This window comes from Streptomyces sp. NBC_00076, assembly GCF_045041235.1.
GTDB lineage: Bacteria > Actinomycetota > Actinomycetes > Streptomycetales > Streptomycetaceae > Streptomyces.
The window spans coordinates 5656559-5668470 of sequence record NZ_CP108242.1 but is presented as its reverse complement, the minus strand read 5'-3'; the positions used below and the strand labels follow the sequence as shown (position 1 = coordinate 5668470).

Annotated in this window: 14 protein-coding genes; 5 read left to right on the top strand and 9 right to left on the bottom strand. The window is 69.5% G+C overall.

Annotated features, from left to right (window positions below; all coding sequences use genetic code 11):
* Positions 1–328: 328 nt before the first annotated feature.
* Positions 329–1402, bottom strand: coding sequence for an aspartate-semialdehyde dehydrogenase (locus tag OHA64_RS25845; RefSeq protein WP_405616991.1), 1074 nt, complete (start codon positions 1400–1402; stop codon positions 329–331).
* Positions 1402–2679: an aspartate kinase gene (locus OHA64_RS25840; protein ID WP_405616989.1), complete on the bottom strand. Its 1278-nt coding sequence runs from the start codon at positions 2677–2679 to the stop codon at positions 1402–1404. The genes OHA64_RS25845 and OHA64_RS25840 overlap by 1 nt, the downstream gene beginning before the upstream one ends.
* Positions 2680–2900: 221 nt before the next feature.
* Between OHA64_RS25840 and OHA64_RS25835 the strand changes: the two genes are divergently transcribed.
* Both OHA64_RS25835 and OHA64_RS25830 read left to right on the top strand, forming a co-directional pair.
* A complete protein-coding gene (locus tag OHA64_RS25835) occupies positions 2901–3614 on the top strand; it encodes a response regulator transcription factor (protein ID WP_405616986.1) in 714 nt (237 codons plus the stop codon).
* Positions 3611–4999, top strand: a complete 1389-nt coding sequence (locus tag OHA64_RS25830) for a sensor histidine kinase (protein WP_405616984.1) — start codon at positions 3611–3613, stop codon at positions 4997–4999. Before OHA64_RS25835 ends, OHA64_RS25830 begins: the two co-directional genes overlap by 4 nt.
* Before the next feature lie 3 nt (positions 5000–5002).
* Here OHA64_RS25830 and OHA64_RS25825 read toward each other — a convergent pair whose 3' ends face one another.
* The gene (locus OHA64_RS25825; protein ID WP_405616982.1) at positions 5003–5503 is read right to left on the bottom strand and encodes an SgcJ/EcaC family oxidoreductase; all 501 of its coding nucleotides are present in this window, start codon (positions 5501–5503) and stop codon (positions 5003–5005) included.
* A gap of 154 nt (positions 5504–5657) precedes the next feature.
* The gene (locus OHA64_RS25820; RefSeq protein WP_405616980.1) at positions 5658–5843 is read right to left on the bottom strand and encodes a hypothetical protein; all 186 of its coding nucleotides are present in this window, start codon (positions 5841–5843) and stop codon (positions 5658–5660) included.
* Positions 5844–6059: 216 nt separating this feature from the next.
* Between OHA64_RS25820 and OHA64_RS25815 the strand changes: the two genes are divergently transcribed.
* Positions 6060–6899 (top strand): PhzF family phenazine biosynthesis protein, encoded by an 840-nt coding sequence (locus OHA64_RS25815; protein ID WP_405616978.1) that lies wholly within the window; start codon positions 6060–6062, stop codon positions 6897–6899.
* Between the two features lie 149 nt (positions 6900–7048).
* Here OHA64_RS25815 and OHA64_RS25810 read toward each other — a convergent pair whose 3' ends face one another.
* Positions 7049–7300, bottom strand: coding sequence for a DUF397 domain-containing protein (locus tag OHA64_RS25810; protein ID WP_405616976.1), 252 nt, complete (start codon positions 7298–7300; stop codon positions 7049–7051).
* Here OHA64_RS25810 and OHA64_RS25805 point away from each other — a divergent pair.
* Positions 7299–7496 (top strand): hypothetical protein, encoded by a 198-nt coding sequence (locus OHA64_RS25805; protein ID WP_405616974.1) that lies wholly within the window; start codon positions 7299–7301, stop codon positions 7494–7496. The genes OHA64_RS25810 and OHA64_RS25805 overlap by 2 nt on opposite strands.
* Before the next feature lie 4 nt (positions 7497–7500).
* Here OHA64_RS25805 and OHA64_RS25800 read toward each other — a convergent pair whose 3' ends face one another.
* The 3 genes from OHA64_RS25800 to OHA64_RS25790 form a co-directional block, all read right to left on the bottom strand.
* Positions 7501–8160 (bottom strand): DUF5063 domain-containing protein, encoded by a 660-nt coding sequence (locus OHA64_RS25800; protein ID WP_405616972.1) that lies wholly within the window; start codon positions 8158–8160, stop codon positions 7501–7503.
* A complete protein-coding gene (gene recR, locus OHA64_RS25795; protein WP_020124031.1) occupies positions 8153–8752 on the bottom strand; it encodes a recombination mediator RecR in 600 nt (199 codons plus the stop codon). The genes OHA64_RS25800 and recR overlap by 8 nt, the downstream gene beginning before the upstream one ends.
* 88 nt (positions 8753–8840) lie before the next feature.
* Positions 8841–9185, bottom strand: a complete 345-nt coding sequence (locus OHA64_RS25790; RefSeq protein WP_405616970.1) for a YbaB/EbfC family nucleoid-associated protein — start codon at positions 9183–9185, stop codon at positions 8841–8843.
* 246 nt (positions 9186–9431) lie between these two features.
* On the opposite strand from OHA64_RS25790, the gene OHA64_RS25785 reads away from it, so the two are divergent.
* A complete protein-coding gene (locus OHA64_RS25785; RefSeq protein WP_405616968.1) occupies positions 9432–10184 on the top strand; it encodes an SLATT domain-containing protein in 753 nt (250 codons plus the stop codon).
* A gap of 34 nt (positions 10185–10218) precedes the next feature.
* Here OHA64_RS25785 and OHA64_RS25780 read toward each other — a convergent pair whose 3' ends face one another.
* The gene (locus OHA64_RS25780; RefSeq protein ID WP_405616966.1) at positions 10219–11754 is read right to left on the bottom strand and encodes a substrate-binding domain-containing protein; all 1536 of its coding nucleotides are present in this window, start codon (positions 11752–11754) and stop codon (positions 10219–10221) included.
* Positions 11755–11912 lie beyond the last annotated feature (158 nt).

Below are 11912 nucleotides of genomic sequence, written 5' to 3'. Positions count from 1 at the left end.
GAGGGCGGGGAGCCAAATCTTCGAACGCCGAGCGGGCTCGGTTCAAGTGGTCCGGACCAACGTCCGCACCACATGTCATACACAGATCCTACAAATGAATGCGGTTTCAGCCAGGACTTTTCCGGCAGTAATGCCGTGCAGCAGCACGTGTCGCTCGTAACACCAAGCGTCCGGGAAGGCGCTTTCGTCACCCGAATCCGGACCGAAACGATTCGAACAGATCCAAATCGGCCGGACTCTCCTGAACGATGAGGAACCCGATTGAACAGGACCGAACCCGGCCGAACTGAGCCGAGCGGTCGCCGAACCGAACCGAGCTCAGCCGACCTCAGCCGAACTCGGTCGCGACCAGCTCGGCGATCTGCGCGGTGTTGAGGGCCGCGCCCTTGCGCAGGTTGTCCCCGCACACGAAGAGTTCGAGCGCGGTCGGATCGTCCAGCGCCCTGCGTACCCGACCCACCCAGGTCGGATCCGTACCCACGACGTCGGCGGGCGTGGGGAACTCCCCCGCCGCCGGATCGTCGAAGAGAACCACCCCGGGGGCCGTGGCGAGGATCTCCCGCGCCTTGCCGACGGTGACCTCGCCCTCGAAGCGGGCATGGACGGTCAGGGAGTGCGTGGTGACGACCGGCACCCGCACGCAGGTCACCGCGACCGGCAGCCTGGGCAGTCCGAGGATCTTGCGCGACTCGTCACGCACCTTCATCTCCTCGGAGGACCAGCCGTCCTCGCGCAGCGACCCGGCCCACGGTACGACGTTCAGCGCGACCGGCTCGGAGAACGGCCCGGTGTTGTCGCCGACGGCCCGCCGCACGTCCCCGGGGCTGGTCCCCAGCTCCGTGCCGGCGACCAGGGACAACTGCTGGCGCAGGGTCTCCACGCCTGCCCGGCCGGCCCCGCTCACCGCCTGGTACGAGGAGACGACCATCTCGCGCAGCCCGAATTCGGCGTGCAGCGCGCCCATGGCCACGATCATGGAGAGGGTCGTGCAGTTGGGGTTCGCGATGATGCCCCGCGGCCTGACGCGGACCGCGTGCGGATTGACCTCGGGCACGACCAGGGGCACCTCCGGGTCCATCCGGAAGGCGCCCGAGTTGTCCACCACCACCGCGCCCCTGGCGGCGGCGATCGGCGCCCACCGGGCGGCGACCTCGTCGGGGACGTCGAACATGGCGACGTCGACCCCGTCGAAGGCGTCCTCGGTGAGCGCCACCACCTCGACCTGCTCACCGCGCAGGGCCAGCTTGCGGCCGGCCGAGCGCGGGGAGGCGATCAGTCGGATCTCGCCCCAGATGTCCGCGTGCTGCGAAAGGATCTGGAGCATGACCGAGCCGACGGCTCCGGTCGCTCCCACGACCGCGAGCGTCGGTCGTCCGGATCGGCCGGATCCCGTCCCTGCCATCAGCGTCCGGTGCCCCCGTAGACGACGGCCTCGTCGCTGTCGGAGTCGAGCCCGAAGGCACTGTGCACCGCCCGGACGGCCTCGTTCACGTCGTCGGCGCGGGTGACCACCGAGATACGGATCTCGGAGGTCGAGATCAGCTCGATGTTCACGCCCGCGTCGGACAGCGCCTCGAAGAAGGAGGCGGTGACGCCCGGGTTGGTCTTCATCCCGGCGCCGACGAGGGAGATCTTGCCGATCTGGTCGTCGTAGCGCAGCGAGTCGAAGCCGATGCCGCTCTTGTTCCGCTCCAGGGCGTCGATGGCCTTGCGGCCCTCGGTCTTCGGCAGCGTGAAGGAGATGTCCGTCAGGCCGGTGGAGGCGGCGGACACGTTCTGCACGATCATGTCGATGTTGATCTCGGCGTCGGAGATCGCACGGAAGATCGCGGCGGCCTCGCCCGGCTTGTCCGGCACACCGACGACCGTGACCTTGGCCTCGGAGGTGTCGTGCGCGACACCGGAGATGATGGCCTGCTCCACCTGCTTGTCCCCTTGCTCGATCGGCTCACTGCTGACCCACGTGCCCCGCAGTCCGCTGAAGGACGAGCGGACGTGGATCGGGATGTTGTAGCGGCGCGCGTACTCCACACACCGGTGAAGCAGCACCTTCGACCCGGAGGCGGCGAGCTCCAGCATGTCCTCGAAGGAGATCCAGTCGATCTTCTTCGCCTTCTTCACCACCCGCGGGTCCGCGGTGAACACGCCGTCGACGTCGGTGTAGATCTCGCACACCTCGGCGTCGAGGGCGGCGGCGAGCGCGACGGCCGTGGTGTCGGAACCACCGCGGCCGAGCGTGGTGATGTCCTTCTTGTCCTGGCTGACGCCCTGGAAACCGGCGACGATGGCGATGTTGCCCTCGTCCAGCGCGGTCCGGATCCGGCCGGGCGTGACGTCGATGATCCGCGCTTTGTTGTGGACCGAGTCGGTGATGACGCCGGCCTGGCTGCCGGTGAAGCTCTGGGCGCTGTGGCCCAGGTTTTTGATCGCCATCGCCAACAGGGCCATGGAGATCCGCTCTCCGGCGGTCAGCAGCATGTCGAACTCACGGCCGGTAGGCATCGGAGATACCTGCTCGGCGAGATCGATCAGCTCGTCCGTCGTGTCGCCCATCGCGGAAACGACGACGACCACCTGGTGGCCGTTCTGCTTCGCTTCCACGATTCGCTTGGCGACGCGCTTGATGCCCTCGGCATCGGCTACGGAGGAGCCTCCGTACTTCTGCACGACAAGGCCCACGTGCGCTCCTCGCTCCATCAGTCTGTGTATCCGCAGTCCACACATACGCATATGTACTGCGGTCGGCTCATTCTATCGAGCGCCCGAAAAACGCCTCCGCGGTATCGCATGCTGAGACTTCGACGCCCAGGTCAGCGCATGCCCAGATCGGGGCCCTCGAAAAAGTGCCAAGCATCACAGGGGAAGATCGTGAATTAAGTTTCAAGCACTATGGTTCGGCTGTGCACGTACTTCTCGTGGAAGACGACGAGCCCGTCGCCCAGTCCCTGCGACGCGGCCTGACCCGCTATGGGTTCGAGGTCGACTGGGTCACCACGGGCGCGGCCGCGCTGGCCCACCCGGAGCCCTACGACGTCGTCCTTCTCGATCTCGGCCTGCCCGACACGGACGGCCTCGACGTCTGCAAGGCGCTGCGCGAGCGCGGCGACGTGCCGATCATCGTGATCAGCGCGCGCAGCGACGAGACGGACCGGGTGGTGGGGCTGGAGCTCGGCGCCGACGACTACGTGTCCAAGCCGTTCGGTGTCCGGGAGGTCATCGCGCGAATACGCGCCGTGATGCGCCGCACGCAGCCCCGCGCGGGGTCCTCCGCGGGCGGTGGCGACGCGCCCGGGCCCGACCGGTACGGCTCCCGGCTGACCGTCGACCGCAAGGCGGCCCGGGTCCGGCTGGACGGCGAGGAGGTGGCGCTGACGCCCAAGGAGTACGACCTGCTGGCCTTCCTCACCGAGGAACCGGGCGCGCTGATGTCGCGCGAGCAGATCATGGAAGCCGTCTGGGACGCGAACTGGTTCGGCCCGACGAAGACACTGGACGTGCACGTGGCGGCGCTGCGGCGGAAGCTGGAGGGCGCGATCACGATCGAGGCGGTCCGCGGGGTCGGCTTCCGGCTGGAGATCGCCACCGGCGGCGGTGAGGCCGGCGGGGTCCCGTGAACCGCCAGCTCATCCGCAGCTACATCCTGCTCGTCGCGGTCGCCATCTTCCTGTTCACGGTCCCGGTCGCCTTCACCCTCACCAAACAGCTGCGGGACGACACCGGGGTGTCCGTCGGGCGTGAGGCCGCCACCATGGCGCTGCTGCTGGCCAACGGCGACCGGATCTCGTGCGACGCGCTGGAGCAGGTGGCCAAGGCGTACGACCGTGAGACACCCGGCACGGTCCAGGTGACCGTCACCAGCGGCTGCGCCCCGAAACTGCCGAAGCCCGCGGCGGACGAGGCCCTGAGCCGGGCGCTGCGGGACGACGCCACCACGACCGACTGGGGCTCCGACTTCATCTGGGGCGATCACCTGGTGGTCACCGTCCCCGCGCACCAGCCGACGGCCGACGGGGCGTCCGGCCGGGGTCCCGTCGTGGGCGCGGTACGGATCGAGTACGCGACCGGGGACATGACCTCCCGGCTCTGGCAGATCTGGGGCTTCAGGGCGGGCCTGGCCGTGCTGGTGCTTGCGGCGGCGGCCGCGATCGGCGCGTTCGCCGCCGGCCGGATCACCCGCCCGCTGCGTGAACTCAACGACATGGCGAGCAAGTTCAGCGACGGCGACCTGACGGCGCGCTCGCCGGTGACGGGCCCGCCGGAGACGCAGACGCTGGCACGCACCCTCAACCAGGGTGCGGAGCGCCTGGACACGCTGGTCGCCTCGCAGCGGATCTTCGTGGCGGACGCCTCCCACCAACTCCGCACCCCTCTCACGGCGTTGCGGCTGTCGCTGGACAACATCGCGGACGGTGTGGACGACGAGTTCGTACGGGAGGACGTGGAGCAGGCGACCGCCGAGGTGGTCCGGATGAGCCGGCTGGTCAACGGACTGTTGGTGCTGGCGCGGGCCGAGGCGAAGGTGACCGCGGCGGAGCCGCTGCCCCTGCTGGACATCGTGGACGAGCGTCTGACGGTGTGGAGGCCGGCCGCCGACGAGCGCGGAGTCACCGTCGCGCTCAGGGGGAGTATCGACGGCCGGCCGCTGGTGTTGGCCAGCCCCGGAGCTCTGGACCAGGTGCTGGACAACGTGCTTTCGAACGCCCTGGAGGTGTCGCCGGACGGCGGCACGATCACTGTGCGGGCTCAGTCACAGGGTGACGAGGTGGTGCTGTCGGTGCTCGACGAGGGCCCCGGCATGTCGGACGCCGAGAAGCCCCGTGCCTTCGACCGCTTCTGGCGCGGCCGGGGTCTGACCGGCCGGTCCGGCTCCGGGCTGGGCCTCGCCGTCGTCAAGCAGCTGCTGACCGACGACGGCGGGACCGTGACGCTCCGGGACGCTCCCGGCGGCGGGCTGTGCGTGGAGATCCGCCTGCGGGCGGCGCCCAGGAGCGGCGGCTGAGGGTCAGTCCTCGGGCATCGCCGAGGAGTGGTGATTGATGATCTTCCACTGGCCGTCGATCTTCTCGTAGGCGTACGTGTAGCGGGCCTTGACGACGCGCTTCTCGCCGGTGTCGTGGTCGGTGAGCGTGAACTCGTACACACCGGTGTCGATCACGGAGTCCCTGTCGATGACCTTGACGACCGTCTGGACCTTCTGACCGACCGGCTTGTTCTGGAGGAAGTGCTCGAAGTAGTCGACGATTCCGGCGCGGTCCGTCCTGACCTGGTTGGAGACGGTGGGCAGGAGGACCGCGTCCTTCGCGTACAGGTCGGCCACCTTCTGCGGGTCCCGGGTCTGCAGGGCGGCGTTCCAGCCGTCGAACAGCGAGGCGACCTGCTTCGTGGTGGGCTTCGCCGGAGCCTTCTGGCCCGCCAGGCTGACACCCGCGGTGACGGTGCCGACCGCGACCAGGGCGGTGGCGGTGACGACGGCTGCGCGCTTGGTCATGAAACGACGGGTCATCGCTGTCTCCTGCGGTTCGAGGCGGGCCCTGCTCCCTCCGCGTTCGCTGCGGTGTGGAGTGACTCCAGACTCGCTTTCCGCTGGTTAGCGCCCATGCAGCCGACGTACAGCGCCGAGACAAGACGCATCCAAAGTGCGGTGCGTAGCCGTTTACTCACGCAGTGACAGGCTTCCGCCCCCGCAGCAGACCGACACCGGCACCGAGGGAGACGACGCCCATGCCGACGGCGGTCATGACGCCCTGGTCGCCGTCGACGACGAAGGGGGCGACCGCGGCGACGGCCAGGTTGAACAGGAAGAGGAACCAGAGGGCGGGCTTGGAGGCGAGGAGCGACTTCATGGGGAATTCCTTCGGTGAGGGCGTCTGCCGTGACGGCTTGCCTTGCTGGCTTGAGTTGCTGTCTTGCCTAGCCGGCTTGAGTTGCTTCGTCTGGCTTGCGAGATCAACGATCCCGTCTCGCGGCCGCCGTCACGAGGGCGTGCTCTCCCGAACCGGAGGTGTAGGGAGCTACACCATCAGCCCTCGCAAGCACGTCTGTTCGGATACGGTCTGTCGATGGACGTATTGCGCTACGTGGCCTTCACCACCGACCCCTCGGGCGGCAACCCGGCGGGTGTGGTCCTCGACGCCACCGGAATCGACGACGCGACGATGCTCAAGACGGCGGCGGACGTGGGTTACTCCGAGACGGCGTTCGTCGTTCCGCGCGACGACGGCTCCCTGGACACGCGGTACTTCAGCCCGCTCGCCGAGGTGCCGTTCTGCGGCCACGCCACGATCGCGACAGCGGTCGCCCACGCCCAGCGGCACGGTGTCGGCACCCTGCGGCTGCGGACCAGGGCAGGCGAGGTCACCGTCTCCACCGCCCAGGCCGAGGACGGCTCCATGACGGCCTCCCTGGTGAGCGTGGCACCCCGATCCATCCCCCTCGCCGAAGCGGACCTAGCCGAGCTGCTGGCGGCCCTGCGCTGGTCCCCCGAGGACCTCGACCCGGCGCTGCCGCCCCGCGTGGCCTACGCCGGCGCCTGGCATCCGGTGATCGCGACCACCAGCCGCGCCCGGCTGGCCGACCTGGCCTACGACATGACCGCACTGTCCGCGCTCATGAGCCGCCACGACTGGACCACCGTCGACCTGCTCTGGCGGGAGTCACCGACCGTGTTCCACGCCCGCAACCCCTTCCCTCCCGGCGGCGTCGTCGAGGACCCGGCCACCGGCGCCGCGGCCGCCGCGTTCGGGGGATACCTGCGCGAGCTCGAACTCGTGCCGCTCCCCGCCACAGTGACGGTCCATCAGGGAGTGGACATGGGACGCCCCAGCACCATCACGGTGACGGTGCCGCGGGAAGCGGGCAGCGGGATCGGGGTCTCGGGCGCGGCCGTCCAGATCTCCTGAGCCGATCCCACGGGGGCGGTCCCGCTGGTCGTCACGGGTTTTGGCCACGGGGTCAGGCCCCGGAGCCGGTGCTGGCGCACCGACCGGGGCCGATCTTTTTGCTTGTTCGGCGCGAACCCAGAGCGCTTTCAGAGCTCGGAGCCCGAGGCTCAAGCTCCGGGGCGACCTGCGGAAACGGCGGAGATGAACGCCGTCCAGGCGGGGGCGGGGAGGCGGAGTTCGGGGCCGGTGGGGGTCTTGCTGTCGCGGATGTGGATACGGGTGGAGAACGCGACTTCGAGACAGGCGCCGGCTTCCGAGTCGCTGTGGCTCGACTTGAACCATTCGAGAGCGACTTCCACGCAGTTGCCGCCCTCGGAATCGCTGTAGCTCGACTTGAACCACATCAGCTGGTCACTCATGGCTGATCCACCATCCGCTCTGCGCAGGCACAGCCGGCCGCTGGGTGTGCAGCGGTTCGGCGGCCGAGGTGACCGCACTCTCACCTACGTCGGGATCCCGGCGCTGGACGGCAACACCTGGCCGCTGCGCTGGTGCAGCGAGCCGACGCCGAGCGCCCCGCACGTCGATCCGGAGGTCCTGCTGGCAGCCCTGTGAGGCGCTACTTCACCGGCCGCATCCCCAGCGGCCCGCCGATCTCCTCCGCCATCACCCTGCCCGCCTCGAACTCCAGGGTCTCGTCGCCCACGTCCTGGTCCGTGTCCAGGCCGTCAAGGGCGTCCAAGGGCTGGTTCAGGCGGACGTGGGCCACCACCGACTGGAGGGCGCGCAGGGTGGCCGAGGCCGTGGTGCCCCAGTTGGAGAAGTAGGAGAACTGCCACCACCACAGGGCCTCCGTGGTGCGGCCCGCGCGGTAATGGGCCATGCCGTGGCGGAGGTCGGCCATGACGACGGCCAGGTCGTCGGAGATACGGGCCGGGACAGGCGCCTTGCGAGGTTCGTAGGGGTCGAAGACCTCGGAGTAGACGTCGATCGGCTCCAGGAGGCGGGCGAGGTTCTCGCGGAGATCGTCCACGTCCGGCTCCGGGCCCAGGTCGGGCTCGTAGCGCTCGTCGGGGACGATGTCCTCGTGGGCGCCCAGGCGGCCGCCGGCCAGGAGGAGCTGAGAGACCTCCAGGAGGAGGAAGGGGACAGCCGAATCCGGCTCGTCGCCCTTCGCGACCTCCGTGACAGCCACCAGGAAGCTCCCCACCTGGTCCGCGATCTGGACCGCGAAGTCGTCGGGATTCTGGCTCGTCGCGTGCAGCGTGGCGTCAGACATCTAGGAGTCGTCTCCCCTCGAAGGCGCGGCCGAGGGTCACCTCGTCCGCGTATTCCAGGTCGCCGCCCACCGGGAGGCCGCTGGCCAGGCGGGTGACCTTGAGGCCCATGGGCTTGATCATGCGGGCGAGGTACGTGGCCGTCGCCTCGCCTTCGAGATTCGGGTCGGTGGCCAGGATCAGCTCCGTGACCGTGCCGTCCGCCAGACGCGCCAGGAGTTCCCTGATGCGGAGGTCGTCGGGACCGACGCCCTCGATCGGGCTGATCGCGCCGCCCAGGACGTGGTACTTGCCCCGGAACTCACGCGTGCGCTCGATGGCGACGACGTCCTTCGGCTCCTCCACCACGCAGATCACCGAGAGGTCGCGGCGGGTGTCGCGGCAGATGTTGCACAGTTCCTCCTGCGCGACGTTGCCGCAGGTCGCGCAGAAGCGGACCTTCGCCTTGACCTCCATCAGGCACTGCGCGAGACGCCGTACGTCGGTCGGTTCCGCCTGCAGGATGTGGAAGGCGATCCGCTGCGCGCTCTTGGGACCGACGCCGGGCAACCGCCCCAACTCGTCGATGAGGTCCTGGACCACGCCTTCGTACAACGGACTGCCCTTCCTTCCCTGCTTGTTGAGGGTCCTTCTGTGCGTACGGTAGTTGGCCGATGCCCGTCTTAGTAAGACGGGCAGGGGATCAGAACGGCAGGCCCGGGATTCCGCTGCCGCCGCCGAGGCCCTGGGCCAGCGGGCCGAGCTTCTGCTGCTGGAGGGTCTGCGCGTTCTCGTTCGCCGCCTGGACGGCCGCGACGACGAGGTCGGCGAGGGTATCGGTGTCCTCGGGGTCCACCGCCTTGGGGTCGATCTTCAGCGCGCGCAGCTCGCCGGAGCCGGTGACCGTCGCCGTCACCAGACCGCCGCCGGCCTGGCCCTCGACCTCGACCCGCGCCAGTTCCTCCTGGGCGTTCGCCAGGTCCTGCTGCATCTTCTGGGCCTGCTGCAGCAGCTGCTGCATGTTGGGCTGGCCACCACCGGGGATCACGATCGGCTCTCCTTGGTCGGTACGCATTTTCCCGTTCAGCACGAGCCTACGTGGTCTGTCCGGCCGTCGCCCCAGCACTCTTTCGAGTGAGTCGACTGTGAGTCCTATACCTGGCCAAGACCCACTTCTGGGCGGAAAAGAGACGAAACCCGGCCCATCGCCACCCTCGGGCGGTAGTAAGGGTGCGGCACATCAGCATCAGCCGTCACGTAGCGTGATCGGCCGGGATCAGGTAGGGAGTGCCGGGTGGGTCAGCCGGAGATGCAGCCCGAGGGTCCGCCTAAGGACGGTCGGGGTGAGGGGGCGGCCGAGCTGCGGGCGGGCGATCTGACGGGGAGGGTGTTTCCGCTCGGCGACTGGGGCGAGCCCGCCATACGGCTGGACGAGCTGTACCGGTGGGTGGAGCGGGGGGCGCTGGAGACGGCGTCGTGGTATCTCGCGGACCGGGTGTGGAAGCGGCGGGGGGCGCGGGCGCTGCGGGTGGGCGCGGCGGGGGGCGCGGTGGCGGGGGCGGCGTTGCCGCTGCTGGACATGACGGGTGTGGTGGGCGAGGTGGCGCCCTGGGGGTATCTGGCGTTGCTGGTGGGGGTGGCCTGCGTCGCCGGGGACCGGTTCTTCGGGGTGACGTCCGGGTGGGTGAGGGACGTGGCCACGGCTCAGGCCGTGCAGCGACGGCTTCAGGCTCTGCAGTTCGACTGGGCCTCGGAGAGCGTGCGTGAGGTTCTGGGCCCGGCGGACGGGACGGCGAGCGAGGCGGCGGATCGGTGCCTCGGGGTATTGCGGCGGTTCTCCGAGGACGTGACGGAGTTGGTGCGGGCGGAGACGGCGGACTGGATCGTGGAGTTCCGGACGGGGACGGCGCCGTTGGGGATCCAGTCATCGGGGGTCGCGGGGCAGCGACAGGACGCGGGTGCGGGGGGAACCGGGCGTTTCCCCTCGCCGCCGGGGGCCGGCGCCCGGCCGAACATGCCTCGCCAGCGACCGCCAGAGCCGAGGTGAGCGGCGCGGGGGTGAGCGGCGCCGGGGTGATCCGCTAGTCGTCCGCGCAGATGTGCAGGCCCTCCGGGGTCGAGCACGGGATGTGGCCGTGGACGCGGATCACGTCCTGGCCGTTTCCCCGGGCGAGGTAGGTCAGGACACTGGAGGCCAGGGAATCGGCCGGGGGGCGGCCATAGGTGTAGGCGTACTCGATCTCGCGGTACAGGTAGGGGTTCGTCCCGTGCTCGATGGCGTCCACGGACGGGGTGTGGCCGTCGAGGCGGAGCAGGTGGAGACCCTTCGAGCGGGTGGCCGCGTTGAGTTCGCTGTAGCCGATCGCGCCGGGCAGTCCGGCGACGGTGGTCAGGACCTGGTCCGTGGAGTCGAGTTCGCAGCGGATGACGGGCGCGGTGGCGTCGTCCTTGTGGACGCAGTCCACGGACGAGTTCGCGATCTCGCCCCGTCCCAGCACCCGACGTTGAAACACCTGTCTCGTCCCGGAGTTGGCGTCCCGGCTGACCATGTGCACGGGCAGGTCGGGGCCGCCCAGCTGTCGCCAGTTCCTGATCTCGCCCCGGTAGAGGCGTCGTGCGTCCCGCGTCGACAGGTTCGTCAGGCGTACGTCGTCGTTGACCACCAGCGCGAACACCGACACCGCCACCCGCGTCTCGCGCAGCTCCGGCAAGCCGCTCGGCTTAGCGCCGTCCGACAGGGCCACGACCGGCGGCGACCCCTTGGCCCCCGGTTTGGTGCCGGCCGCCGCCAACTCCCGTACGCCCGCCGTCGACCCGTGCGGATCCACCTCGATGGCCGCGCCCTCGCAGTCCCCCTCGTACCTCTTCGCCACCTCAGCCAGCACGGGTGCGAACGCCGTCGAGCCGGTGAGGGTCAGCGAGCCGGTCGCACAGCCGATCGGGGGGCGGGTGTCGTCACGCGTGACGACGATCGTGGCGAGGGTGAGGACGCTGGCCGTCAGCATGATGGTGATCAGGCGAGCCGCCCGGCTGAACAGGGGCGGCTTCTCATCGGGCGTCGCGCTGCGGTTGGGGTGGACCTCGCCCTCCCGGATGCCGCCACTGAGCCGGATCTCGCTGCCCACGTCACCGCCGGAGAGCATCACGAGCAGCTTGAAGTGGTCGCCCCGGTTGAGGGGGACGCGCGGGACGCGCAGCGTGTTGCCGTCGTAGCCGAAGCCCCTCGTGGGAGTGAAGTGGTCCATGAGGTGATCGGTGTCGGACGGCTGGGTGACCGAGACACCACGGACCGTCCGGTCGGTGAACACGACGGTGAGGCCGTGGACTTCGGGGCTCGTGTAGTCGTCGCGGTCGATGCCCTGCGAGCCGTCGTTCTCGATGCGCAGCAGCACGAGGGTCGCGTTCGACATGCCCGGCGCCTCGTCGAACACGCCCAAGCGGACGTTGGCCCGGCCCATACGGACGTCATCGCCTATCGGGTTGTCCATCTGGACGCGGTAGCCGACGCGCTTGCGGCGCGGCACCCGGCGTTCGTACCAGACCATGACACCGGACGCGGCGATACCGAGCAGCGCGGTGCCCACAGCGACGACGTTCTCTGCGCTCAGAAACTCCACCGTGGGTGCCCCCGCTACTCCCCGGAGCCGAATCGTGGGGTCACCGTACGGCCGTGCGCGCGCCAATTCCGGTTTGGTGGGCGGAAGTTCGCCGGACGTTCAACGAGGGGTGCCGTTAACGAGCGGCGAACCAGGTGACAAGTAACCTGCCAGTAGCT

Excerpts from the sequence above, each read along its gene's own strand:
- OHA64_RS25825 (WP_405616982.1), bottom strand. The coding sequence starts at position 5,503 with ATGACCCGTCGTTTCATGACCAAGCGCGCAGCCGTCGTCACCGCCACC.
- OHA64_RS25810 (WP_405616976.1), bottom strand. The coding sequence starts at position 7,300 with ATGAGTGACCAGCTGATGTGGTTCAAGTCGAGCTACAGCGATTCCGAG.
- OHA64_RS25815 (WP_405616978.1), top strand. The coding sequence starts at position 6,060 with ATGGACGTATTGCGCTACGTGGCCTTCACCACCGACCCCTCGGGCGGC.
- OHA64_RS25805 (WP_405616974.1), top strand. The coding sequence starts at position 7,299 with ATGGCTGATCCACCATCCGCTCTGCGCAGGCACAGCCGGCCGCTGGGT.
- OHA64_RS25800 (WP_405616972.1), bottom strand. The coding sequence starts at position 8,160 with ATGTCTGACGCCACGCTGCACGCGACGAGCCAGAATCCCGACGACTTC.
- OHA64_RS25820 (WP_405616980.1), bottom strand. The coding sequence starts at position 5,843 with ATGAAGTCGCTCCTCGCCTCCAAGCCCGCCCTCTGGTTCCTCTTCCTG.
- OHA64_RS25845 (WP_405616991.1), bottom strand. The coding sequence starts at position 1,402 with ATGGCAGGGACGGGATCCGGCCGATCCGGACGACCGACGCTCGCGGTC.